Annotated in this window: 19 protein-coding genes; 8 read left to right on the top strand and 11 right to left on the bottom strand. The window is 57.3% G+C overall.

Features of this window, described 5'->3' with window-relative positions; all coding sequences use genetic code 11:
• Positions 1–36 precede the first annotated feature (36 nt).
• The 7 genes from prsK (at position 37) to argA (ending at position 10024) form a co-directional block, all read left to right on the top strand.
• A complete protein-coding gene (gene prsK, locus sS8_RS11275) occupies positions 37–2142 on the top strand; it encodes an XrtA/PEP-CTERM system histidine kinase PrsK (protein WP_119629728.1) in 2106 nt (701 codons plus the stop codon).
• Positions 2139–3491 (top strand): PEP-CTERM-box response regulator transcription factor, encoded by a 1353-nt coding sequence (gene prsR / locus sS8_RS11270; protein ID WP_119629727.1) that lies wholly within the window; start codon positions 2139–2141, stop codon positions 3489–3491. Before prsK ends, prsR begins: the two co-directional genes overlap by 4 nt.
• Before the next feature lie 10 nt (positions 3492–3501).
• Complete coding sequence (gene prsT / locus sS8_RS11265; protein ID WP_119629726.1) at positions 3502–6258, top strand: XrtA/PEP-CTERM system TPR-repeat protein PrsT; 2757 nt, start codon at positions 3502–3504, stop codon at positions 6256–6258.
• Positions 6259–6381: 123 nt separating this feature from the next.
• Entirely contained in the window at positions 6382–7062 is a 681-nt protein-coding gene (locus tag sS8_RS11260; protein WP_119629725.1) for a TIGR04211 family SH3 domain-containing protein, read from the top strand.
• A gap of 86 nt (positions 7063–7148) precedes the next feature.
• A complete protein-coding gene (locus sS8_RS11255) occupies positions 7149–7448 on the top strand; it encodes a dihydroxy-acid dehydratase domain-containing protein (protein WP_331852287.1) in 300 nt (99 codons plus the stop codon).
• Positions 7449–7509: 61 nt separating this feature from the next.
• A complete protein-coding gene (argE, locus tag sS8_RS11250) occupies positions 7510–8676 on the top strand; it encodes an acetylornithine deacetylase (protein WP_119629724.1) in 1167 nt (388 codons plus the stop codon).
• A gap of 7 nt (positions 8677–8683) precedes the next feature.
• Positions 8684–10024: an amino-acid N-acetyltransferase gene (gene argA, locus sS8_RS11245; protein WP_119629723.1), complete on the top strand. Its 1341-nt coding sequence runs from the start codon at positions 8684–8686 to the stop codon at positions 10022–10024.
• 32 nt (positions 10025–10056) lie between these two features.
• On the opposite strand, the gene glgA is transcribed toward argA, so the two are convergent.
• Positions 10057–11760 carry a glycogen synthase GlgA gene (gene glgA / locus sS8_RS11240; RefSeq protein WP_232020605.1) on the bottom strand — a complete coding sequence of 568 codons (1704 nt, stop codon included), beginning with the start codon at positions 11758–11760 and terminating at the stop codon, positions 10057–10059.
• 175 nt (positions 11761–11935) lie between these two features.
• Between glgA and sS8_RS11235 the strand changes: the two genes are divergently transcribed.
• Positions 11936–12250, top strand: a complete 315-nt coding sequence (locus sS8_RS11235) for a hypothetical protein (protein WP_145986502.1) — start codon at positions 11936–11938, stop codon at positions 12248–12250.
• 252 nt (positions 12251–12502) lie between these two features.
• Here the strand turns inward: sS8_RS11235 and sS8_RS11230 are convergent, their stop codons facing one another.
• The 10 genes from sS8_RS11230 to sS8_RS11185 form a co-directional block, all read right to left on the bottom strand.
• On the bottom strand, positions 12503–13765 hold the full coding sequence (locus tag sS8_RS11230) for an alpha-amylase family glycosyl hydrolase (protein WP_119629721.1): 1263 nt from the start codon (positions 13763–13765) through the stop codon (positions 12503–12505).
• Between the two features lie 278 nt (positions 13766–14043).
• Positions 14044–14949, bottom strand: a complete 906-nt coding sequence (locus tag sS8_RS11225; RefSeq protein ID WP_119629720.1) for an NAD(P)-dependent methylenetetrahydromethanopterin dehydrogenase — start codon at positions 14947–14949, stop codon at positions 14044–14046.
• A gap of 231 nt (positions 14950–15180) precedes the next feature.
• A complete protein-coding gene (locus tag sS8_RS11220) occupies positions 15181–16098 on the bottom strand; it encodes an NAD(P)-dependent methylenetetrahydromethanopterin dehydrogenase (protein ID WP_119629719.1) in 918 nt (305 codons plus the stop codon).
• 373 nt (positions 16099–16471) lie between these two features.
• Positions 16472–16603 (bottom strand): hypothetical protein, encoded by a 132-nt coding sequence (locus tag sS8_RS29550; RefSeq protein ID WP_269461499.1) that lies wholly within the window; start codon positions 16601–16603, stop codon positions 16472–16474.
• 10 nt (positions 16604–16613) lie between these two features.
• Positions 16614–17291, bottom strand: a complete 678-nt coding sequence (locus sS8_RS11215; protein ID WP_119629718.1) for an LOG family protein — start codon at positions 17289–17291, stop codon at positions 16614–16616.
• A 370-nt stretch (positions 17292–17661) separates the two neighbouring features.
• Positions 17662–20517, bottom strand: a complete 2856-nt coding sequence (gene rapA / locus sS8_RS11210) for an RNA polymerase-associated protein RapA (RefSeq protein WP_119629717.1) — start codon at positions 20515–20517, stop codon at positions 17662–17664.
• Positions 20518–21450: 933 nt separating this feature from the next.
• A complete protein-coding gene (locus sS8_RS27655; RefSeq protein WP_145986501.1) occupies positions 21451–21870 on the bottom strand; it encodes a hypothetical protein in 420 nt (139 codons plus the stop codon).
• A 306-nt stretch (positions 21871–22176) separates the two neighbouring features.
• Complete coding sequence (locus sS8_RS11195; RefSeq protein WP_232020604.1) at positions 22177–23367, bottom strand: YncE family protein; 1191 nt, start codon at positions 23365–23367, stop codon at positions 22177–22179.
• Between the two features lie 70 nt (positions 23368–23437).
• The gene (locus tag sS8_RS11190; protein WP_119629714.1) at positions 23438–24031 is read right to left on the bottom strand and encodes a TetR/AcrR family transcriptional regulator; all 594 of its coding nucleotides are present in this window, start codon (positions 24029–24031) and stop codon (positions 23438–23440) included.
• A gap of 77 nt (positions 24032–24108) precedes the next feature.
• Positions 24109–24714 (bottom strand): SDR family oxidoreductase, encoded by a 606-nt coding sequence (locus tag sS8_RS11185; protein ID WP_197716739.1) that lies wholly within the window; start codon positions 24712–24714, stop codon positions 24109–24111.
• Positions 24715–24847 lie beyond the last annotated feature (133 nt).

Raw genomic sequence — 24847 nt, 5'->3', positions numbered from 1 at the left:
ATGAGCGTCAGCGGTTTCGTTTAACACAGAGGACGCATGACTGTCGGCGCCGTCAGCTATCTGGCAGGTTTCTTCGCCTATCTTTTTTTGAGCGCCTTGCTGCTGGTCAGTTGGCGCGGCAACCTCATCGGGCGTTCGCTGATTCTGGCGTCGGCCGTGACCATGATCTGGTGCGCCGTTTTAGCGCTGCAGGAGACTTACCTCTTCTTTTCGGTCGCTTTCATATGGTCGATCGAAATCGTCAGGACTTATGTCTGGCTGCTGTTTCTCGGCAAGCTGTTCAGCCCGCTCAAGGATACCGGTACCGGCCCGCGTTCGACGACCGCGAAATCGATTAACCGGGGTGTTCATCTAGCGGTAGGTGTTCAGACAACTTATGTCTGGATTTCGCCGCTCTTGGAAGAATCTTTTCCGGATGTGTTCCGGCCCGCCTTTCAGTTGTGCGGCCATGTCCTTCTGGCCTTGATCGGTTTGGTCTTGGTCGAGCAATATTTCCGCAACATTCGCACCGATCTCCGGTGGCGGGTCAAATTCCTCTGTTTCGCTTTGGGCGGGATGTTCGCCTACGATTTTTATCTTTACTCGGACGCCTTGCTGTTCCAGCGCATCAATGCGGAGCTATGGGTGGCGCGGGGCGCCGTCTCGGCTCTGCTGCCGCCCCTCTTCATCGTTTCCGCCGCCCGCAACCCGCAGTGGTCGGTGGACGTATTCGTTTCCCGCCAGGTGGTCTTTCATTCCGTGACCTTGCTCGGGGCCGGCGTTTACTTGCTGCTCATGGCGACCGCCGGCTATTACATCAAGACCTACGGCGGAGAATGGGGTGCCATCGCGCAGATCGTTTTTCTGGTCGGGGCTTTCTTGTTGCTTGCCCTACTGCTTTTTTCGGGCCAGATGCGGGCGCACATAAGAGTATTCCTGAACAAAAATTTCTTTAACTATGCTTATGATTACCGGGAGGAGTGGCTTCGCATCATCACGACGCTCTCGGATACCGGTTCCGGATTACCGCTCGAAGAACGCGTGATCGTAGCCTTGGGTCAGGCCGTCGAGAGCCCGAGCGGCGTACTTTGGGTACGCGCTTCGAATGGACATTTCGTGTGGCGCGCCAGCTTTGGAGAGCCCAAGCTCGATGTTCCGTTAATCGATCGCGGCGATGTCGTTGTCCGTTACATGGAAGACAAGGCGTGGATCGTCAATTTGCCCGAAATGTTGGTGATGCCGGAGGCCTATGACGGACTGAGCTGGCCGGGATGGGTCGAGTCCGCGTCCGACGCCTGGCTGCTGGTGCCTTTGTTTCAGCAGAAACAACAGATGTTGGGGCTGATGCTGCTGACCCGTCCACGCACCCCGATACACTGGAATTGGGAGGTCATAGATTTATTGAAGACCTCCGGCCGTTTGGCGGCGAGTTATCTGGCGCTCGAGGATGCCGGTCGTGCCCTGGCCGAAGCTCGGCAGTTCGAGGGTTTCAATCGGCTCTCCGCATTCATCATTCACGATTTGAAAAACCTAATCGCACAACTAAGCTTGGTGGTGCGGAATGCGGAGCGCCATCACAATAATCCCGAATTTATGCGAGATGCCATCAAAACGGTGGACCATGCGGTCGGGAAGATGAGCCGCCTGATGTCCCAATTGAAGAATTCCGGCTCGGTACAATCGGAACGGGTGATTGACCTCGGGGAGCTTGTTGGGGAAGTATTAGCGTCGCGAAAGGTGCAGGCGCCGATTCCTACCTGTGATATGTTTAGGCAGCGAATTTTGGTCAGGGCCAATCGCGATCGCCTGGCGTCTTCGTTCGAGCACATTATCCAGAACGCTCAGGATGCCGCCGGCAAAAACGGCCGCGTGCGTGTCCGAATGAGGCTGGATCAGAACGGACATGCCGAGGTTGAGATCGAGGACAACGGACAGGGCATGGATGAGGAATTTATTCGTACTCGCCTGTTCAAGCCTTTCGAAACAACGAAGGGAGTAACCGGAATGGGCATAGGCGCGTACGAGAGCCGCGAATACATACGGTCTCTGGGAGGAGACCTCAGCGTGAGAAGCGAACCGGGGGAGCGCACGTTGTTCTGCTTCTCGATCCCTATCGTCACCAATTCCGACGAGCTTGCGTTAAATGAGGTGAATTCCGCTTGAGCGAGCAAACGTTGCTGATCGTCGAAGACGATCCTGGACTGCAGAGCCAACTCCGCTGGAGCTTCGAGCAATACAAGGTTTTGATGGCGGATGACCGCGACTCGGCGATCGCGGCGGTCAAACGCAATCAGCCGGCCGTGGTTACGCTCGATCTCGGATTGCCGCCGGACCCGGGCGGCGTGAGCGAAGGTTTCACGGTACTCAGCGAGATTTTATCGATAGCACCGACAACCAAGGTCATCGTCATTACCGGTAACGATGATCAGATCAACCCGGTCAAGTCGGTCGGGCTCGGTGCCTACGATTTCTATCAAAAGCCGATCGATCCGGAAACTCTCTCCTTCGTGGTGGAGCGGGCCTTCCGTCTTTACGGTCTCGAGGAAGAAAATCGGCAGTTCCGGCGCATGCACATCAGCAACCCTCTGGACGGCGTTATCGCCGCCAGTCCGGAAATGCACGAAGTTTGCCGCATGATCGAGCGATTGGCGCCTACCGACATTACCGTATTGCTGTTGGGCGAGAGCGGCACCGGCAAGGAGGTGCTTGCGCGTGCGCTACACACGCTGAGCCCCCGTTCGAAAAAGCCCTTTATCGCCGTCAATGCCGCCGCCATTCCGGACAGTTTGCTGGAAAGCGAGCTGTTCGGTTTCGAGAAAGGTGCGTATACCGGTGCGACACAACAAACCAAGGGCAAGTTCGAGCTGGCCGACGGCGGAACCTTCTTTCTCGATGAAATAGGAGACATTCCGCTTTCGCTGCAGCCGAAGTTGTTGCGCGTTCTCCAGGAGCGAGTCGTCGAACGGGTCGGAGGCCGGCAGCCGATCAAGGTCGATGTTCGTTTGATCTGCGCGACCCACCAAAATCTCTCCAAGCTGATCAGTGAAGGAAAGTTCAGAGAGGATCTCTATTTCCGCATCAACGAAATGATCATCAATATCCCGCCGCTCAGGGAGAGAACCGGGGACGTAGCGGTATTGGCCCGCGCTTTCCTGGATAAGTTCGCGCAGCAAATGCGCCGGGCGAATATTCTCGGTTTCAGCGAGGGAGCGCTGTCGGCCATGGAAGCTTATCACTGGCCGGGAAACGTTCGGGAACTTGAGCATAAGGTCAAGAGAGCCGTGGTGATGGCCTCGGGACCGCTGATCGAGGCCAAGGACATGGAGCTTGCGCCGGGCGAGTTCAAGCGGCGCTTATGGAGCTTGCGCGAAGCACGCGACATGGCCGAGCGTCAAGCGATTTGCGCCGCGCTCAGCGAAGCCGGCGAAAATGTCACCAAGGCGGCCGAAATACTGGAGATTACGCGTCCGACGCTTTACGCGCTGTTGAGCAAGTTCAATCTTAAAATTTAGAGGGATAACTATGGTGCGGATTTTAAAAGCGCTTCTCTTGGCAGTGTCGTTCATCGCTCACGAGCGGGCCGGAGCCGACCAGGACCTGCTCGAGCAGGCTCGGGATTATCTCCACAAGGGCGAGCCGAAGGCGGCGGTCATTCAATTGAAGAACCTACTTCAGGGCAACCCCGAAAACGCCGACGCCCGAGTATTGATCGGGGAGAGCTATCTCATGTTGGGCGACGGACCTTCGGCGGCAAAAGAGCTGGAAAAGGCTAGAGATCTCGGAGTGTCCAGGGACAGGTGGATGGTTCCTTTGGCGCGTGCCTATTTGTTGCAGGCTAAGCCGAAGACCATTCTCGAGCAGATCGAGCCGGAAGACGATTTGGCCGAGACGATGCGCGCTCAAGTTTACGGCATTCGGGGACTCGCCCACATTTCACTGAACCAGCCCGAGCAGGCGAGGGAAAGCTTCGATGCGGCGCTGAAGCTCGACTCGAATGCGAGCGATGCGCTGCTCGGACTTGCCATGTTGGAGATTCAGAACAAGCAGTTCAAGAAGGCGATCGAATATGCCGCTCAGGCGGTTGCCGCTGATGCAAAGAGCGTGAGCGCATGGGTGATCCTGGGGGAAACCAGGCGTCTGGACGGCGATCTCGCGGGTTCGGCCGAAGCCTTCACCAAGGCGCTCGAGATTCAGCCGTTTGATGTGCGGGCTCGGCTCGGACGGGCTGCCGTCTTTCTCGCTACGGGCAAGACGGAGGATGCTCAAAAGGACGTCGACGAAGTACAAAAGAACGTGGGAGAAGTGCCGCTGGCCTTATACCTTCATGCGGTCATCGCCTTTCAGAAGAAAGAGTTTCAAGAAGCCGAAGACGCGTTGCTCAAAGTCACCAGTGCGCTTCCGAACCATCTGTCCAGCCGGTTGCTTTTGGGTACGATTGCTTATCAACAAGGGAAATACGAGTCGGCGGAAAACAATCTCGCACAATACCTCGGAACCTTCCCCAAGCATTTACCCGCAGCGAAGCTGCTGGCCGCGACACGGATGAAATTGGGCCGGCCACATGATGCCGTGGAGCTTTTGAAAGGATTCGAAGATCAGGCATCCGACGATCCGCAATATCTCGCCCTCCTCGGCAGTGCCTATCTTCAGGAGAAAAAATACGACTCGGCGACCGAGTATCTGAATCGGGCTTCCGAACTCGCCCCCGAGGAGGGATCGGTCAAGGCTCAATTGGCCCTGGGGCGCATCGGGTCGGGACAGATGGACCAGGCGGTGGACGATCTCAAGTCCGCCGTGGAACTGGATCAGAATCTGATGCAGGCGGACGTCATGCTGATCCTTACCCTGATCCACCAGAAAAAAACGGATGAGGCGATCGAAGCGGCCCAAAAAATGAGGAGCAAAATGCCCGGCGACCCGATGCCGGAGAATTTGATCGGCGCCGCCTACATGGCCAAGGGCGATACGGGGAAAGCGCGCGAGCACTGGACGTCGGCTCTGAAGCTGAAACCGGACTATACGACCGCAGCGCTTAACCTGGCGAAACTTGAACTGAGCGGCAACAATCCCGAGTCCGCGGTTGGGTACTATCAACAGGTCCTTCAGCGCGACTCCAAAAATCTGGCGGCGCACCTCGGCCTTGCCCAGATCGCCGAGACGCGCAAGGACTATGAGAGCATGGAAAAATATCTGAAGGAAGCGCGTGAGAAAAATCCCAAGGCGTTGCAGCCCGCGGTAATGCTTTCCCGCTACCTTCTGGCACGTGGCAAGGCCTTGCAGGCGCTGGAAGTTGCGCGCGATGCCGAGAACCATCATCACGATCACCCGCTGGCACTTCAAAGCCTGGCTTTGGCTCAATCGGCCAATGGCGAAGGAGCCAGCGCGATAACGACGTTCAAGAAACTGGTGAGCAAGGTTCCGAATAATCCGGAGTACCGCCATCAGCTTGCCCAGGTCCTTTATACAAAAGGCGAAAAGCAGGCGGCCAAGGCCGAGTGGGAAAGTGCTTTGAAGCATTCGCCCGATTATGTGCCGGCTCTCCTGGCCCAGGCGGAACTGCATGTGCAGGAGAAAAAGTTTCGGGAAGCGCTGAAATTAGCGGAGACAATAAAAACCAAGCACCCGAAATCGCCGCTAGGTGATCAGCTGGAAGGCGATGTTCAATTTGCTCAAAATTTGTTCAAGGAAGCGCTCCCCGCATATGAAAAGGCCTTTCAGTCGGCCCCGAGTCCAGTCTTGGCGCGGCGTCTATTTCAAACACGACGTGCCTTGGGAAAAGATCAGGAAGCTTTTGACGGGCTGAATCAATGGCTGCAATCGGCGCAAGACGATCTCGAGTCTTGGGTGCTGTTGGCCATGGCGCATCAGGAGGGCGGCAGACAGAAGGAAGCCTTGGAGGCTTACGAGAAAGCTCAAAAGCTGAAGCCCGACAATACCGTCGTGCAAAACAATCTGGCTTGGCTGTATCAAGAGGTGGGAAGTGCAAAGGCGTTGCCCTTGGCCGAACAATTACTGCCTGCCTCGGAGAATCATCCGGAAGTCATGGATACGATCGGCTGGATTTTCGTGCAGAACGGAAAATACGAGAAAGGAGTGAACCTCTTGCGGGATGCGGCCGTACATGCGCCCCATCTGGTGCAAATTCGCATTCATCTGGCCGAGGCCTTGGCTAAGTCGGGACGCAAGGACGAAGCTCGCAAGGAGCTGGAACGCCTATTGAAGGAAAAGAAAAATTTTGCCGACCGGGATAAGGCGGAAACCTTGCTCAAGGGGCTCTAGGTCCGCTGCCGATCGGATCCCTGTCCTTCGGCTCGAGTGTTTTATACCAGGTCCGGACGCGGGGCGAAAACCAAATTCCACTCTTTAACTTTTGAAGGAAAACAGCGTAAAGTGGCTCAGCCGATGCAAAAAAAACTATTGAAAACGATGCTCTTCGTGTTCATTCTTGGCGTCCCTTTTTGGGCTCATGCCGCGAAGAAGGCCTACGTCACCGACCGACTCGAAGTTCAAATGCGCTCGGGCAAGAGCTTGCAACATAAGATCATAAAATCGGTTCCCTCGGGTACCGAGCTGACTGTACTCGAACGAAACGCGCAGTCGGGTTATTCCTTCGTCCGGCTGAATAGCGGAGAGGAGGGCTGGATACTCACCCGATACCTTTCGGACGAGCCGGTCGCGCTCAACCAGCTCGACGAGATCGCGAAAAAACTCGATGCGGCTTTAGAGGAGAACAAACGCCTGAAAGCGGATTTGGCGAGTTCCGAGTCGGGCAGACTGAGTACCGACAAGACGGCCCAACAGCTTCAAGCCGAGGCCACTCGGCTGAATACGGAATTGATGTCAGTCCGCCAGGCCTCTGCCAATGTCCTGCAAATTCAGTCCGAGCGCGACCAGCTACGGGAAAGCGTCATCAGCCTGGAAAGGGAGTTGGATACGCTTCGCCGCGAAAAGCAGGCTCTGGACGCGGATCATCGCCAGGACTGGTTTATGATCGGAGCCGGCGTTCTGTTTGGGGGGGTCGTGCTGGGTGTGGTTCTGCCGCGCATGTCCTGGCGCAAGAAAAGCGGTTGGGGTTCATTTTAGCTATCCCGATGAATGATGTTGGATAGAACGGTTAAAAAAGGGGATATGATCGTCATCCGCTATGAAGGACCGAAGGAGGCCCCGGCATGCGTGAGATGCTTTCCCCGACCTCCGCAGTCATGGACAAGAGATGGGCGAACGACGTGACGCTCATCACCGACGGGCGCTTCTGCGGCGGGACTCATGGTTTCGTGGTCGGCCACATTACCCGCGGGCCTCATGTGGGCGGACCTTTGGCAATCGTACGGGACGGCGATACGATAAGCATCGAGCCGAGCGCCGTGAAATCAGCTTGCATCTCGGAGAAGACGAGATTGCCTCGCGGCTCGCATTCAAGCAACAGCCCAAGCCACCCTATACGAAGGGGTGCTCGCCGAGTATGCTAAGCTCTATCTTCCGCCTTCCAAGGCGCGCTAACCAATTCGAATCTGGAGGGTATTTAAGGCCGTGTCCCGGGCTATTCCGGAAACGCTGGAAATGATAGGGGCGCTCATCGAGCGTCCCTCGATCAGCTGCACAGATTCCCGCTATGACCAGAGCAATCTGCCGGTCATCAATCTTCTGGCGGAGTGGCTGGACGGTCTCGGCTTTTCGGTCGAAGTCCGTGATGTCGGAAACCGCAAGGCCAATCTGATCGCAAGCCTCGGCAGTCGCGACGATCCCTCCGGCCTGGTGCTGTCCGGTCATACCGATACGGTTCCTTGTGATCCTGACCTATGGTCCTCGGACCCTTTTAAGGCCGTCCAGAGGGACGGTCGCATTTACGGCCTGGGCAGTGCCGACATGAAGTCCTTTTTTGCGCTGGCCTTGGAGGCCGCAAGCCATCTCGACGGCAAGAAGCTCAAGCATCCATTGATGATTCTGGCCACGGCCGACGAAGAAAGCTCGATGGCCGGCGTGAAATCCCTGGTGGCCGATCATGCCAAGCTCGGCCGATACGCCGTCATCGGAGAGCCGACCGGCCTCAGGCCGATTCGCATGCACAAGGGCATCATGCTCGAGTCTATCGTGGTGAAAGGCAAATCCGGACATTCCAGCGATCCGTCGCTAGGGGCGAATGCCATCGAGGGTATGCATGCCGTACTCTCGGAATTGCTGGCGTTTCGCGACGAGCTCAAGGCGCAGCACCGCAACCCTGCGTTCAGGGTGGATTACCCGACGTTGAATCTCGGTTCGATCCACGGCGGAGACAATCCCAATCGCATTTGCGGCCACTGTGAAACCCAGATCGACATTCGCCCGTTGCCGGGAATGGCGCTGGAGGAGTTGCACGATCGCTTGGTGCAGCGGTTGGAACCCGTGTTGGCCCGAGTGCAGGGACTTTCCCTGGACGTGCGCCGCGTTTTCGAGGGGGTGCCGCCGTTCGAGAGTGCCGCCGACGGCGAAATCGTCCGCTGCTGCGAGGCGTTGAGCGGCTGTAGTTCCGGCGCCGTTGCTTTCGGCACCGAAGCGCCTTTCTTGAAGCAATTGGGATTACAGACCGTCGTCATGGGACCTGGGCATATCGAACAGGCCCATCAACCCGACGAATATCTTCCGCTCGAACATATCCGCTCGGGGACCGGAATCCTGAGCCGGCTAATCGAACGATTCTGTATTCGGCCCGCCACCTGAACGAGAAATGCTTTCGTCGACCTCCACTGAAGGCTTCGTTCGCTGGTTTCGCGATTCGTCGCCTTATATTCACGCCCACCGGGGTAAAACCTTCGTCGTGTCGTTCGGCGGCGAGGCCGTTGCCGACAGTGGATTTCCCAATGCGATTCACGATTTCGCCATGCTCAACGGCCTCGGGGTGCGCTTGGTCCTGGTGCATGGCATTCGCCCCCAGATCGATGCCCGCCTCAGATTTCACGGCATCGAGGCGCGTTATCATCAAGGACTTCGCATCACCGACGAGACCGCGCTCGAATGCGTGAAGGAGGCCGCGGGTACCGTTCGAGTGGAAATCGAAGCCTTGCTGTCGCAAGGTCTCGCCAATTCGCCGATGTCCGGCGTGCGCATCCGGGTGGCTTCGGGAAATTTCGTTGCGGCCAAGCCGGTGGGCGTTCGGAACGGCGTGGATTTCCAGCATACCGGCGAGGTCAGGCGCATCGATGTCGATGGGATACGCGGCGCCCTGGACCGGGGCGACATCGTGCTGCTTTCGGCGATCGGTTATTCGCCTACCGGCGAGGTCTTCAACCTCAGCGCGGAACAGGTGGCCACTGCCGCCGCGATCGCTCTTCGGGCCGACAAACTGGTGCTGTTGACCGAACAGGACTGCAATAACGGTTCGGACGGCAAGCTCATCCGCCAGCTTACGACCGGAGAGGCCGAAGCTTTGCTGAAAGATGAGGGTGCATTAACCAGCGAGGAGCTCATCCCGCATCTTAAGGCCGCCGTCAGGGCCTGTCGCGAGGGCGTGCAGCGCGCCCATCTGATCAATCGCCGCATCGACGGCGCCGTGTTGCTGGAATTGTTCACCCGGGACGGTATCGGGACGCTCATCAGCCGGACGCCATTCGAAACCATGCGTCCGGCTCAGGTGCAGGACGTTACGGGAGTGCTGGATCTGATCGCGCCGCTGGAACAAGCCGGCATCCTGGTCCCGCGTTCCCGCGAACGCCTGGAAACCGATATCGGCGATTTCGTGGTGATAGAACGGGACGGGCTCATCATCGGCTGCGCCGCCCTCCACGTCTTTAAAGAAGAACGGATGGGCGAATTGGCCTGCCTCGCGCTACACAACGACTATCGCGGCGGAAAGCGGGGCGAGCGTCTGCTCGAGTATCTGGAAGCCAAGGCGCGTACCCTGCACGCGGAACGGCTGTTCGTGCTGACCACCCAAACCTCGCACTGGTTCCGGGAGCGCGGCTTCGAGCCGGCGACTACCGACGACTTGCCCAAGGCTCGCCGGGCATCTTATAACGCCCAGCGCGGCTCCAAGGTTCTGATCAAACCACTCAAGCATCCGCAAGGCTGAGATCAGGCCGTTCGGACGTTTCCCGCCCCGGCTTATTTCTCGCGGATCAGGTCGTAGATATTGAGGTAATCCTGCCCCGGATTCTTCCACGAGTAATCGTAGCGCATGGCGTTTTTCATCAGTTCCCGGAAGTGCTCGGGATAGTCGTAATAACAGCTCAGCGCCCGGCCTAGCGCCGATTCCAGCCCGCTGTAGTCGTAATCCTTGAAGACATAGCCGTTGCGTTCGTGCAGCGGCTTGTAGGAATAATCCTTGTCGAATACCGTGTCGGCCAGGCCGCCGACCTCGCGCACCACGGGTATGGTGCCGTAACGCATGGCGATCAGCTGGGTCAGGCCGCAGGGTTCGAACTGGCTGGGCACCAGCATGATGTCGGCGCCGGCATAGATGAGGTGAGACAGTTCTTCGTTGAAACCGATTTCGATGTGGCAATCGGGGTTGTCGTTCAGCTGATGCTTGAGGCTCCAAAAATAGCTGTTGATCTGTCCGTTCGGGCTGGAACCGAGCAGCACGAACTGGCCGCGCCGGTAAAGAGTATAAAAGATGGCGTGGCGGATGAGTTCCAGACCCTTTTGAGGGTCGAGGCGGCCGACGAAAGCGACGATGGGTTTTTCATTGTCGGCGATCATCAAGCGGCCCCGCAGCGCCTTCTTGTTCTTGTATTTTTCGTCGATATGGTCGACCCCGTAGCGGTGCGGGATGTGATGGTCGATTTCCGGGTTCCACATGTTGTAGTCGATGCCATTGACGACACCGCCGTATTTGACATGGTGAATATGCAGCGTGGGTTCCAGCCCGAAGCCCTGCCCCTGATCCTTGGCCTCGCTGGCGTGGCGCGGGGAAACGGTCGTGACGAAATTGGAATACACCACACCGGCTTTCATCAGGTTGAGCGCATGCGGATTGAAGTTGTCGCGCAGGCGGTCGTAATGAAAATAGTACTCGGGCCGGTTGAGGCCGGTCGCCTGGAGTACTTGCGCGCCGGTTACGCCTTGATGCTTGAAATTGTGGATGGTAAAGCACACCCGTGGATGGGTCATGCCCAGGAACTTGTAGATCTCGAACAAAAATACCGGGGCCAGAGCCGTCTGCCAGTCGTGGCAATGGATGATTTCGGGATTCTTGCCGGATTTCCAGAGAAACTCCATGGCCGCACGGGTAAAGAAGGCGAAGCGTAGCACGTCGTCGTTGAAGCCGTAGATACAGCCGCGGCTGAAGAAATTGTCGCTGGAATGCGGTTCGATGAAGAAGCATTTGCGGCCGTGCACGAAACCGAAATAGACGGTGCAATGAATGGCGCCGCCGTACCAGGGTACCCACAAATCCTTATAGGTTTCGCAAAGGCCCCAGATATGGTCGTAACGCAGGCAATCGTACTTCGGCAGGATGATCTCGACGTGATTGCCGCGGATTTCCAGTTCGTTGCTGATCCCGAACACGACATCGGCAAGGCCGCCGACCTTGGCGACCGGTGCGAGTTCCGGGGTGATTTGCACGATAAACATCGATGGAATGCTCGAAACAGGGTGTTGTGGCGGCTGGTCCCGCTCGGGTTGGACCGGAGCCCGATCCATGACCTGCGGTTCCGGTTCCGCCGGGACGGATTCCGGCTCGGGCGTGGGCACTGCTTCCAGAGACTCCGTGTTTTCCATTACGGGCTCGGGCAGGGGTTCGGGTGCCTTAGAAGGTGTTTGCTCGAGTGGCTCCGGGGTTTCGGCGAACTTCGGCTCCACCATAGGCGAAACCTCCGGGGCTGCATCCGGTGCGGAAACTGTTTCGTCGCTGCCCGCGGATTCCTCAAAATATCGTGGCGATGCTTCGGTTTCGGTCGGCTCCGAGGGCGGTTCGCTGGAAACGGTTACGGTCGGCTGTGTTTGACTCGAACCGGCGAATTCCGTGTCGGACGGAGCCATGTCCGGTTGGACGGTTTCTGGCTTTTCTCCTGAAAATTGGGGCGGGATGTTTGCGGGGGGAGTTTCCGCCGTCACTGTGTCCGCAACGCTCTGCTTTTCCGGTTTGTTTCGAACAGTTTTTGCGGACGCCTCTGCCTTGGACCTGGCGGTCGGCTTCGCCCGAGCTGCCGTGGTTTCGGAGCGGGAGCGTACATTCGAAGCTTTGGAGTCGGCAGCCTTGGCGCCGGATTTCTTTACTGCTGCCGGTGTTTTTGCGGCTTTTTCAGTATTTCCCTTCTTTTTCGACTTGGCGGGTGTTGTTTTTTTCTCTTGAGGCGGGAGCTTCTGCGTCATGAGCTTGCGTCCGGTTGCTTAACATGAACTCGACGAGGCTAGTTTAAGCGATCCAATGTTTCGAAAAAAACGCCATGTGAGTTCAGGTCGGAAATTAGCCAATTTATCGGATGATCCATGCGCCGGGACATCGAATATGACGAACATGGCGTATTGCATGGCAGACCGGCGTAAATCGGTTCGGGCGGCGTTTTCGCCGGTCGACAAACATGTGTCGTGATGGGGCGGCTCGTTATTGTGTCACGAGTATCCGTCCCATGCCCGGCGTCAACTCGAACTGGAATGGCGTAGGCAAGTAGTCCAGGGGCCATTCCGGCGAGACGTCGAGCAGCGGCGGTTCGCTTTGGACAAGATGGTAAAGATTGTCGGCGAAAAAGTTCTGCCGGTTCCAAGGATCTTTATTCAGTATGATCAAAGCCTCGTTGCGCTCGCGGTTTGCGGATTTCCGCATCAGCAGGATCTCGGGATTGGCATGTTCGAGCACCTGGGTGGCGCTTTCCTCATCGAATACCGGATGGACGCTTTTGATCCGGTTGATTTGCTTGATATAGCCGGTCAAATCGATATCCGTGTTTTCCCAGTCGTCTGGCGTGGTTTCGACCACATGCAACGGCTTCTGGAAACCGAATTCGAAGCCCATGGGTATCATCACGCCGGCGGAAAACAGCGCTGTGAAGAAATAACGCTGTCTTACCGCGTCGACATTCCGGTTGAACTCCGCGAAAGCACGCACGGTATCGTGGCTCTCGGGGAAGCTGATGGACGGTACGATTTCGCGCGTGAGCCGATACTGGTCCAACAGCCACGGATTCGAAAAATCCCACCATTTCGAGCTATTGAAGATAAAGTCGAAACCGGCTTGCGCGGTTTCCCGGGTCTGCTCGGCACTGCAACCCAGGGTTTCCGCAAGGAATACGGTCTCCGGATGGGTCCGTTTGGTTTCTTCGATGAGCCGCGCCCAGAAACGCCCGGGGAGCTGATACGCCGCATCGCAGCGTAATCCTTTGAAGCCCAGGCCGAGCAGGTACTCGACGATTTCGCGGCAATACCGGTAAAGGCCTTCCGGGTCCGAGGTATGCTGATGATCGAATTGGGCAAGATCACGCCAGACGACTTTCTCGCCTTCGTGCAGACAGTACGGGTGGGCGATGCGCCGGCCTTGCTTGACGAACCACTCGGGATGCTGTTTGAGCAATGGAGAGTCGTAGGCGCAATGATTGATCACCAGGTCGACGATCATGCCGAGCCCGAGGCCTTCGGCGCAACTGACGACCGCGCGTAGCTGGTCCTCGGGAGATTTGGGCGAGCGGGGTTTCAACAGCCACGAGTCGATTTGAAAATAGTCCTTGATCGAATAAAGGCTGCGGGAACGTCCGAGCTTTTGCACGGGATTGACGAAGATCCAGTCGAACCCCATGTCCGCCGCTCTTTCCAGATGCGGCTGCCAACGGTGAAAAGGACCCGCGAGCCGCGGGAACAGGTTGTAAATTTTCATGAGCCTCGGAGAGTCAATCGGCGTGAAATAAGGTGGCTGGCCGGGAAACGGTGCCGTACCCAATCAAATAGACCGTTACGAATACGGCCGGGTTCATCTCTTCTTCCCGGAAGCTGGTCCGCCGGGGTCCTCGAATGGCGATTGCCGAGCGGCGAGAAAGGTGTCAACGCGCATCGTAGCTCAATCGATGGATCCAGGCATCTTGCAGGAACAGGGGTGCCGATGGGCATCCCTGTTCCTGTCTTGCCCGATTTGGGTATGGACGGGAAGATTCAGCGTCAGACCATGGTGCGGACGATCTTGAATGCCTCTCGGAAATCGTAAAAAACGGGTTCCTTCTGGGTCAGGAGAGATCGGAGCAAATGCTGCTGAAGCTTGTACTTGTAGTCGCCGACCGCCAATGCACCGATACCGACGGCGCCGGGCGAATTGACCGCGTGCTTTAGTGGAACACCTAGGTCGGCACGCTTAACGCCCTCGATCCCCAAAGGCGGAACCGCATTTACATCGGCTGCAACCTTGAGTTGATGCGCCTCCGCCAAGGTGCTGGCTTTCAGAACCTGAACCCCGGCCTTGGCTGTGCAGAACACGATGTCCGCCTTATGCAGCAAATGTGCCTTGTCGGCTTCCGATGCCGCGCACGTGCCGTCCAGCCGGGTTTCGAACAGTCGTCCGTAGGTATCGGCTTTTTCCAGAGCGTTGTCCAGCGAAGCGTGATCGACGATAGTCGTTTCCGCGCCGCATAAAGCGGCGATAACCCCGGTGGCGATACCGACCGGTCCGGTACCGCCGAACACCACGGCATTACACCCTTCCAATTCCATGCCGTGTTTTTCCTTGAGCTGTTTTTCAGCGACTGCAACCAGGGCCGCCGCCGTGGTATAGCCGCCGCTGGGGTCTGCCAGCACGGAAAACTGGAATGGCGGCACCATCGCCTGCCGGGCAGCCTCAAGCATCTTCACGGCCAAATCGATATCGCGTCCGCCGATGAACATACCCGTCTTTTTCACGCCTTCCGGCCCGCGCGAAAAGATGGCGTCCTGAGTCAGGCCGTTGATTTCCTCCAGCTTCACGCTATTAAGCGGAATAATTACCTCGAAATCGGCATCGACCGCCATATTGATGTCGAACGGGCTGTTATGCGGCATCGGATCGAGCATGTATAGAACACTGCGCTTGGACATGTCTTGATTTCTCTATTTTCTTAATAAAACAGTATTTAGCCGGAGGCTATTCGTAGTTGGTCTTTGTCAGGGAAAAGCCGGGATCGGCGACGTTTCCTCTCGGGGCTCCAAGTTTCGTGCTGATTTCCGGCCGGGAGGAAATGTCCGGCGGTGGCAATGGCCGGTCGGCTCTGGCGCCATCAGTTCACCCCGGAAGCCGTAACTCAATGATTTTAAGGTAATTAGTGCACCTTAAAGCTTCTTGGCGTATTCGCGCGCCACTTCGAATGCGTCGTTGTAATCGAGGAATACCGGCTTGTCCGCTTGCCGGAGCTGAAAACGCATTCTATTCAGGAGTTTATGCTGTGTCTGGTATTTGACGTTGCCGATAGCCAAGGCTCCCACGCCGACCGCGCCGCTCTTTGAGCCCACGATTTCCGTGCCTTTGTGGTGAGCATCGAGACCTGCGATTCCCGAGGGAGGAACCGCATTGACATCGGCCGCGACTTTCAGCTGCGGCGCCGAGGCGACCAATTCCGCGCTCAGCACTTCGATTCCGGCCGCGGCGGTGGCGAATACGACGTCCGCGGTCTTGATCAGGTCCGGTTTATTGGCATCGGCGTCGCCTTGAATTTTGGTCTCGCCGTTACCGAATTCGGCATTGCACAGCTCCGCGATCTTCTGGGATCTTTCCAGTTGGCGACCGATTATTTTTACATTGGCTCCGGCTTTGGCCGCCAACACCGCGGCGATCTGCCCGACCGGTCCGGTGCCTCCCAGAGCGAGTACGTTCTTGCCCTCCAAGCCGGTCTGATGGCGCTTTTCGAGTTCCCGTTCCACCATGGCGACCATGGCGGCAGCCGTTGTAAAAGCTCCGCTCGGATCGGCAAATACGGAGATTACGAAGGGTGGAACCATGGCCGCCCTGGCGGTGCGGAGCATGTCCATGGCCAATTTCACATCCCGGCCCCCGATGAAAATGCCGGTCCGTTTCACGCCGCTCGGACTTCTGGAAAAAATCGCATCTTGCACCAGGGCGGTCACTTCACCCAGCTCGATATTGAGATACGGAATCGCGGAAATCCAGCCGGCGTCCAAAGCCATATTGACGTCGAACGGGCTGAGGTTCTTTTCCGGGGTGAACATATGCAGGATGAACGGTTTTTCCATGCGTGAGTCCTCAGTAATTGTTTTGGTGCAGACAAAAGTTCGGATTAAATGTCTCGTGGAGACGGGCGCGGATAAGCCGCGCCAGCATAACACAGTTCAGTCTTCGGGAAACCGTAGTCGAAGGAAGAGACACCAGACCGGCCGGAGCGTGTTTTCAGAAGCAGTGCGGGTGCCGCAGTGTGTGAGGGAGTCGGTACATGGTTGCGCGTGCAGGACGTTTATTCGCGACGATGGCGTGGCAAAAATGGGCTGTAACGCCCTGGCAAGCTATAATTCCGGCCGCCCGTTTTCCCAATCTCTTTCTCCGGGTTCCACTGTGATCGCGTGTTCCGCCAAGGATTTTTGCCCGGAACTTTGGAAATGCGCCGACCGGTCAATTGGGATACAGTAGCCTGCGCGAGGCCGGGCAGACCTGCACGAGAACCTGTGGGCGATTTCGGGTTTTCAGCTTATTGGCCAGCCTGTGCCGTTCCGGCTCCAGGGTCCGGCCGGTCAGAACGCTCACGGCACTGGCGTCACCTTTCCGAAGCGTCGGTGGATGTTGCCTCCACGATTTTCTTGAGCTTCCATTCGCGGTGTTTGTTCATGATGTCGACGACTTCGAGAGGATCGTCCGTGACCGAGATATGCGCTAAATCGGCTTTATCGATCAGTTGATTGGTAAGGACTGTGTTTTCGATCCAATCGGTCAGTCCTTTCCAATAATCCGATCCGAACAAAATCAGCGGTACCGGATGGATTTTGTGCGTTTGCATCAGGCTGAGGGCTTCGAAGAGCTCGTCCAACGTGTTGAATCCACCGGGGAAGCAGACATAGCCCATGGAATGTTTCACGAACATGAGTTTACGCACGAAGAAATAGCGGAACTCCAGCCTGAGGTTTTGATAAGCATTCGGTTTCTCTTCGCCGGCGATATTGAGTCCGATCGAGCGCTGTTTCTTGATATGGGCGCCTTTATTGGCGGCCTCCAAAACGCCGGCCCCGCCGCCACTGATGATCGCATAGCCGTGACTGGCGAGTACCTCGGCGACGGTTTGCGCAGCCTGGTAGTACGGACTGCTCGGCTTGATGCGGGTGGAACCGAAAATCGAAATGGCGAAGCGAATTTCGGAAAGCTTGTCGAAGCCTTCGGTGAATTCGCTGATGATTCTGAACATCCGCCATGACTCGCTGCCTTTGAGATCTTCGATCATATACCTGTCCTGGAATTGAAATGGGGTAGTCTTAAAGTATGGCAGCTAATAGCGAAATTTCAGGGGAGCCGCGGAACCGGAATCTAGCGCGTTTTCATCTCGCTCATACGGTATGACTGTCTTGGTGGAAGTCGTTGGCGCCGTCGGCTAAGGTAAATCGATTCAAATATTTGTAGGTCGGCAGTCTCGTTACGCACGAATTTATGGAATGCACTTAGTCCGGAAACTTGGAGGGAGTGCGGGAAGCGACTACGCCGCCCGAGCCGTTCAGAGCGCGGCGAGCACGCTTCATGGTCTCCGTCTACATGCCGGGTCTTGCGTGCCGGGCGTCTCGCCCTCGGGCTACTCGCGACGCTTCCCGCGCGCCCGATTACACAGTGATGACCAGCCGGACCGAATCCAAACGCAGATGCGCCCCCTGGATGCAATTGTTCATCTCGATGGCGTTTTCCTTGAGCTGATCCAACTCTTCCTGGCGCACGTTCGGATTGACGCGCCGCAGGGCCGCGAGGCGTTTGAGTTCCGTCGTCATCGCGTCGAGCATCCGTTTCGCGCTGTCGCCGATGATGCCGGGCATTTGCGCACGCGCTTTCTTTTCTGCACTTACGATTAAACGGTTAATGAGCTTTTGCTTGCTCCGGACCAGTGCCAGCGCATGTTCGCGATCGAACTGCTGGGGTTGTTCGGCCAGGCTTTCCAAGGGTAGGGCGCTGAGATCGTTGCCGTCCTGGTCGAACAGGAAGCGCAGCACGGTAGGCGGGAAGAATCGGCCGATATGCAAGCGTTTCGGTGCGGTGCATTCGAGCAGATAGATTACCTCGAGCAGCAGTTGGCCGGCCGGCAGTTCCGGATGCCGGACCAGGCTCAATGCGGCATTGCCGTGCTCGCTGTTCAGAATGAGATCCATCGCGCCGCGCACCATGGGGTGTTCCCAGGTCAGGAACAGCATGTCCTCTCGCGTCAGGCCGATGCCCCGGTCCAGCGTGACCGTCACGCCGTCTTCGGGCAATTCGGGGAACTGGGTACGCATGTGCTCGCCGGGCCGGAGGATATAGCAATGATCCGAATGTTCCTCGACTGCCACCCCGTATGCGTCGAACACGTCTTCCAGATAGGGCCAGAGGCTGTCCTCGCGGTCGATTTCTTCGATGAACCGGACCAGCCGGTGTGCGGCCTCCTTGCGGCAGGAATTCAGCTCCAGCAACCGGTCCCGGCCCTGGTGCAATTCCTCCTGTATTGCATCCGCCAGCTTCCGCGCCCGTTCCACCAGCCGGGTTTCACCGTCCGAATCGGGCGCCCGCAACAATCCGGCAAGTTCGCTTCCGAGTCGGCCGAACACCGCGAGTCCCGCCGGGCTGGGCTGGCTGAAGGCGTTCAGACCCTGGTCATACCAGCGGAAGAGGACGCTTTGGGGGCTGTCCTCGAAATAAGCGACGTGAATACGGATGGTTTCCGACTGCCCGATGCGGTCGAGGCGGCCGATTCGCTGTTCCAGCAGGTCGGGGTTGAGCGGCAAATCGAACATCACCAGATGATGGGCGAATTGGAAATTGCGCCCTTCGCTGCCGATTTCCGAGCATACCAGCGCCTGAGCGCCGTTTTCGACGTCGGCGAACCAGGCAGCCGCCCGGTCGCGCGCCACGATGCTCATCTGCTCGTGGAACACCGCTGCGCGCACGCCCCGGACCCGAAGCGCCTCTTCCAGATCGATGGCGGTCCTGGTCTTTGCGCAGATCACCAACACCTTGGCCGACTTGAGTCCCTTGATGGTTTCGGCCAGCCACTCCACGCGGCTGTCCACGCGCCACCACTCTTCGGCATCGGTACAATTCCGGGCATACAGGGTTTCCGGGTGCAAAAGGTCTTCGATCCGGGGTTGGGTTTCGTCCAGCAGGCGACGGTAGGCCTCGGGCAGCGGCAGGGGATATGCGAAAAGTTCCCGCCCCGGAAAGCCTTTGACCGTGGTCCGGGTATTGCGGAACAGAACCCGCCCCGTGCCGTGACGGTCCAGGAGGAGCTGAATCAACTCGCCGCGTGCGCTCTCCGCGCGTTCCGGATCGCCGAGCCTTTCCAGCAAATCGTCCGCCAAATCCTGCGAGAGCAGGGTTTTCAGTTGGCTCAAGGTCTCGCGGTCGAGTTCCGGATCGTCCAGCAGATGGTTGATCACATCGGCCAGCGACTCGTACTGCATTTCCTCGAGCTGGAACCGGTCATAGCTGTAGAAGCGGTCCGGGTCGAGCAGGCGCAGTCGGGCGAAATGGCTGCGCTTGCCGAGCTGTTCCGGGGTTGCCGTCAAGAGCAGGAGGCTGGGCACGGCTCTGCCTAATTGCTCGACGAACAAATACTCCGGGCTCGCGTTTTGTTCCGACCACTGCAGGTGGTGCGCCTCGTCCACCACGCACATGTCCCAGCCGGCGGCGAGCGCGGCTTCCTGGCGTTCGTCGTCATCCATGAAAAAATCCAGACTGCACAGCACCAGTTGTTCGCTCAAGAAAGGATTGGCGTCTTCGACTTGCCAGAAACGCTCCTCGTCGAACAGGGCGAACCGCAGATTGAAGCGTCTCAGCATTTCCACCAGCCATTGGTGCAACAAGGGTTCCGGCACGATGATGAGGATGCGTTCGACGCGTCCGGTCAAAAGCTGATGGTGGATGATCAGTCCGGCTTCGATGGTTTTGCCCAGCCCGACTTCGTCGGCCAGCAACACGCGCGGAGCCTGGCGGTGAGCGATTTCATGAGCGATGTAGATCTGGTGCGGAATGATGCTGGTGCGTCCGCCGACCAGTCCTCGCACCGGGGATTGTTCGAGCTGTCCGATTCTTCGCAGGGTTTCATAGCGCAGCCGAAACAGGCCCGAAGGATCCAGATGGCCGGTGAACAGCCGATCCTGCGGCTTGTTGAACTGCATGAAATGGTTGAGATCGACTTCCTCCAGCGCCCTGGGGGTTCCGTCATCGGCCAGGCCTTCGTAGGTGATGAGGCCGTTATGTTCCCGAACTTCCGTAACTTTCAGTTTCCAGCCATCCGCGCTTTCGATCGAATCGCCCTTGGAAAACCTCACCCGCGTCAGCGGAGAGTTGTTGACGGCATAGGTGCGGCGTTCGCTACTGGCGATGAATAACAGTGTCACGCGATTGTTTTCGACGTTCAACACGATGCCCAAGCCCAATTCGGGCTCGGTCTCGCTAATCCAGCGCTGTCCGGGAACGAAAGTCGGCAATGTCATTTCTCCTCAAGCTTAATCATGGAATGACAATAGACAATAAATAGGATTGTAACAGGGCTGCCGGAAATGGTCGGCCACGGTGGCCGACTTCAACTCAAATATGAGCGGGAATGGCGGTCCAAGTTTCGGTCAGGTGTCGGAGTTGGATGATTGAAACCCGAATTGATGTGCGTGAATGAGGAAATGACATTCCGGTCGGGCAGGGGCCCTTTCGGAGATGGTGAATGGAAGCAGCGTATGGGCAACGCCGTCAGGTTTGCGATACCGTGATCGCTCCCTCCTCGGGGGACGAATCCGCCGGGAACGGGTTTGGCCGAGCGAGTCTCGCCCGCAGAGGACGGACAGGACAGTCGGCCACATTGGGGCGGCGTGAGGAGGATTTCGACTGGGAAGTTTTCATCTTTCCTGTCCTCGACTCCGTCGGCGGATAGAAAAAGGTTTTATGGCGAACGCATCTTTTTTCGATCCCTTCACTCTGCCTTCTCCAAGAGGGAGAGGGTTCTTAACCTGGCTGCGTTGGTGTTAAGGGGCGGCTTGTCTTACTTGATTTGAATGTCTTCGAATGAATTCAGTGTAGGGTGAAATAGCGTACGCGCGTGTTCCAATTGCAAACAGGCATCCGGGGAGTACCCGGATGCCTTTCCGCTGCATGAGGGTGTTGCATTCGGCGCATTACGTTAAAGCTAATACACCCCATGTACGTGAGTTAACCCGATCTTTGTCGTAGGACTAGCTGTCTCACCAGTATGCCACTCAGAAAGCCCGCGATTAGTATCGCCCCAAAGACAAACCAAGAACCGAAATAAAGACCAGCAAAGAGCGCTGCTAAGAACGTGACGAATGTCAGCAGTTCGTCGAGCAGATCCGCAACAGACGCCCGCAGCGTGCGGACGAAATCAGTCTCACGCAATTTCATCACTGGAATCTCGCCGTTTACTCGCAAATGTTCTTCAAGTTGACATTTTCGGGGCGGGCACAGAACTCCCTGAGGGGCACAGGGCCTGGGGACACCCGATTTAAAGCATCAACACCATAGACCTCCCCGAAAACCAGATGCTCAAGTTCGTCCGTTGCCGTATCAGGCGACGCCTTCGCAAGATTTCGATATCCGGCTGGAACCGGATCAGCTTTGCCCGTGATGATAGCGTTGAGAATGTCGTCTTCGCTTTTCAATTTGGCGACCACTGCCTGAATTGCGGCGCCGAGGCTCGCGATTGTAAAGTTGGTGATGCGGCCCGCCCACTTGAGGCTACGTCGTGTGCCCACCGATGCGTGACGCCCTCCCATCGACGCATAATTTGTGAACACTCCGCCGTGAAAGCGCCCGGCAATGTCCGATTTGCGGTACTTCAAGTTGAAGGGCTCAGCCTCTCGTATGAATAGCTGCGTTCTAGCAAAGTGTAGCGTGCCCATCTTCCCGACTGATGGGCACGGCCGGTCGGCCTTTGCCCATCCTACGCGGCTGATTACGACGGTCTTGCCAATGCCCGCCGAAGGCGAGATGCCGGGAAACCCGGCTTTCCGCCTCGCCTCGCCTACCCGTAGGGGACGGGGAGAACCCAGGGCTCTCCCGGTTGAACTTCGTACGGACGTCCGCGTCTGCTTAGCGGTCATGGTCCCCGCAATCGGCGATTCGCAAGGGGTTTGGCCGCATTCGTCTCAGTGATCGCTCTTATACCAATTCGGCATCGCGATGATGCAGTTCGGGATCAGACCGGCCTTCTTGAGGACGTCGACCGTCGCGACCACCTTGTTCTGGTGCAAGTCGATTACGCTCACCGAACCGTCGTCCATCTCCGGCAAATTGATGAAGCTATTCTGAACGATGGCGTGGCGATGATCGGGCGAGAGCACGAAGTGATGCGCGCCGCCCGCAGTCGGGATCGTCGACAGCAGTTTCGGCGTGTAAGGATCTTCGATGTCGAAGATGTTGAACGCGCCGGGCTTGGCTGTCGTGATATAGAGGCGATCGACTGCTTCGTTGAAGCCCATTTCCAGCGGGAGACTTTGGCCTGTTTCCGCAAAATCGAATACCTTCCGGAAAGTGAAGTCCTCGCTCTCCGGACGCCAGGTGGCGGTCCACAGCGCTCCGCCGTACAAGTTGTTTATGTAGGCTATCTGGGGCTTGCGATGTGGGATGAAAGCAATTTCGACCGGCGCTTCCCCGGAAGGCGAGGGTTTATTCGAGAGTTTGTGGGTCGACAGAATTTTTCGGGTCGACGCTTGTATGACGGAGACCGTCTCGCCGGCGTCGTTCAGATCATCGGGGTTGACCGTGCTTGTCACGAAGATGCGGTCGAGGTCGTCGTTGAGCATCACACCGTGGGGATACTTTATGAACTTGTCGCTGGATCCGTCGTTCCCGATCGTTACAATCGGCTTATCCGACCGGGCATCGCCGACGATGACATTGTTGGACCCCATGCAGCTGAGATACCAGTGCTTGCGATCGTCCGAGAACGTTATGTCCTCGCCCACCTTGCAATCCGGGACGGATACGACGGTCTTTTCGTCGGGGAACTTCGAGAGGTCGTAAACATAGAGCTCGGTATGTCCGAGGGACGTGACATAAGCCTTGGTTACGTCTTTGTTGTAATAGATATGATGCGCCACGAAATCCGGGGGCAAGGGCGTGTCTTTGACAATCTGGTTGAATGTGGGCGAGTTCGGGTCCACATCGATGACCGCAATACCCTCTCTGCGATTCGGCTGCCCAACCTTGCTTTCATAGTTGAGCATGGCGAGCAGCTCAGCGCTTGCCGTGGCCGGCACCAAGACGCTCAGGGCGCTCAAACTCAATGCTCGTAAAGAGGCCCGGCTGAAGGGATGGCATTTCATGCTTTTAAGCATCTCGGTTCTCCTTTCTCTCAGTTTGGACACAAATAAGATGACCGGTCGTTTTATTAACAGGCAAAAAAAATCAGGCTTTGAAGTAATCGTCGAGAAGAAACTCAAAAACCTGCGTGAGGGGCTGAACCGAACGTTCGATTTTCATGCGAAGCAAAGCGCCCTGCCAGAGATTGAGCACTAGATCGGCCATGAACGTGGCTGTCAGGTCTTTTCGGAAGCTTCCTTCCGCTTGCCCGCGAGCGATGCCCTCTTTCAGTTTGTCGCGATAACGGTGGACGGCATCGCGCAGCGAGGTATGACAAAGATCGCAAGTTTCGCCGATCTCGCCGATCAGGTTGCCGAGCAGGCACCCGCCTTTGAAGTCTCTGCGCTCGGTCTCCTCGATGAGCTCTTTGAAATAGGCTTTCAGCGCCGCTTCCGTATTGACGCCCCTGCGATTGAGGTGCCCGTCGAGCTGCTTGATGAACGGCTCGATGTAGTGTTTGACGACCTCGGCACTGAAGGCTTCCTTGCTGGGAAAGTGGTTGTAGAAAGACCCCTTCGGCATGCCGACGCTTTCAACGATGTCCTGGATTCCCGTGCCATGGTAGCCCTGCTCCATAAGAAGCATGACGCCATGGTCGAGCAGCTTTTCTCGAATTTCGGCGGAATCTCGTCTCCTCATGGGGTATGAACAATATGACCGGTCGTCTTATTTGTCAAGGGGGATTTCTCGAGGCCCGTTCGTGCTGGTATAGGCTCCTAGCCCAACATCGCCCCGCCATCAACGACAAGATCCTGCATCGTCACGTGTCCGGCGGCGTCGGACAGCAGGAACAGCACGGTCCGGGCGATATCGTCGGGTTGCGCCAGCTTGCGCGGCGGGATGCCGAGGCGGTGTTTTTCCAGAGATCCCCGGATGATCTGTTCAGCGCTACCGTCCCCGTTGCGCCAGTAGTGACGCTGCATTTCGGTGTCGGTCGATCCGGGCGAGACCAGATTGCAGCGAATACCGTATTCCGCCAGTTCCAGCCCCAGGCAGCGGATGTACTGGGCGGTGGCGGCCATGCCCATGCGCGCGGGGTCGAGGCCGCGTTGGAACCGACGGTCACGATCGCGCCGCGCCGCCGCGCGGGTGAGGAAGAAGACGCCGTGGGTGTTGACCGCGAAGCTCTGCATCCAATCCTCGTCACCGGCGTCGATCGCTCCGCCGGTGTACAACAGGCCGGCGACATTGACCAGGTAGTCGATGGCGCCGAGTTCATGCTCCACGCGCTCGACCGTTTTCGCGACGGCGACGGTGAGCCCGCGCACGGCCAGCGCCTTGGCGACCGCCGCGCCGATGCCCTGGGCGATGCCTGGATGCAAGTGGAATTCGGAAAGGTTCGATAGGGGCGAAGTTCTGGTTTCATCTCGCGGCTGGATCGACGGATTCCGGTCGGTGCTCGCTGCTCATTCCAAAACGTCTTTAATAAGGCATTGATTTTTGGATGGTAGACCG

Source organism: Methylocaldum marinum (assembly GCF_003584645.1).
Classification (GTDB): Bacteria; Pseudomonadota; Gammaproteobacteria; order Methylococcales; family Methylococcaceae; genus Methylocaldum; species Methylocaldum marinum.
This window is presented reverse-complemented; position numbering and strand designations above follow the sequence as displayed.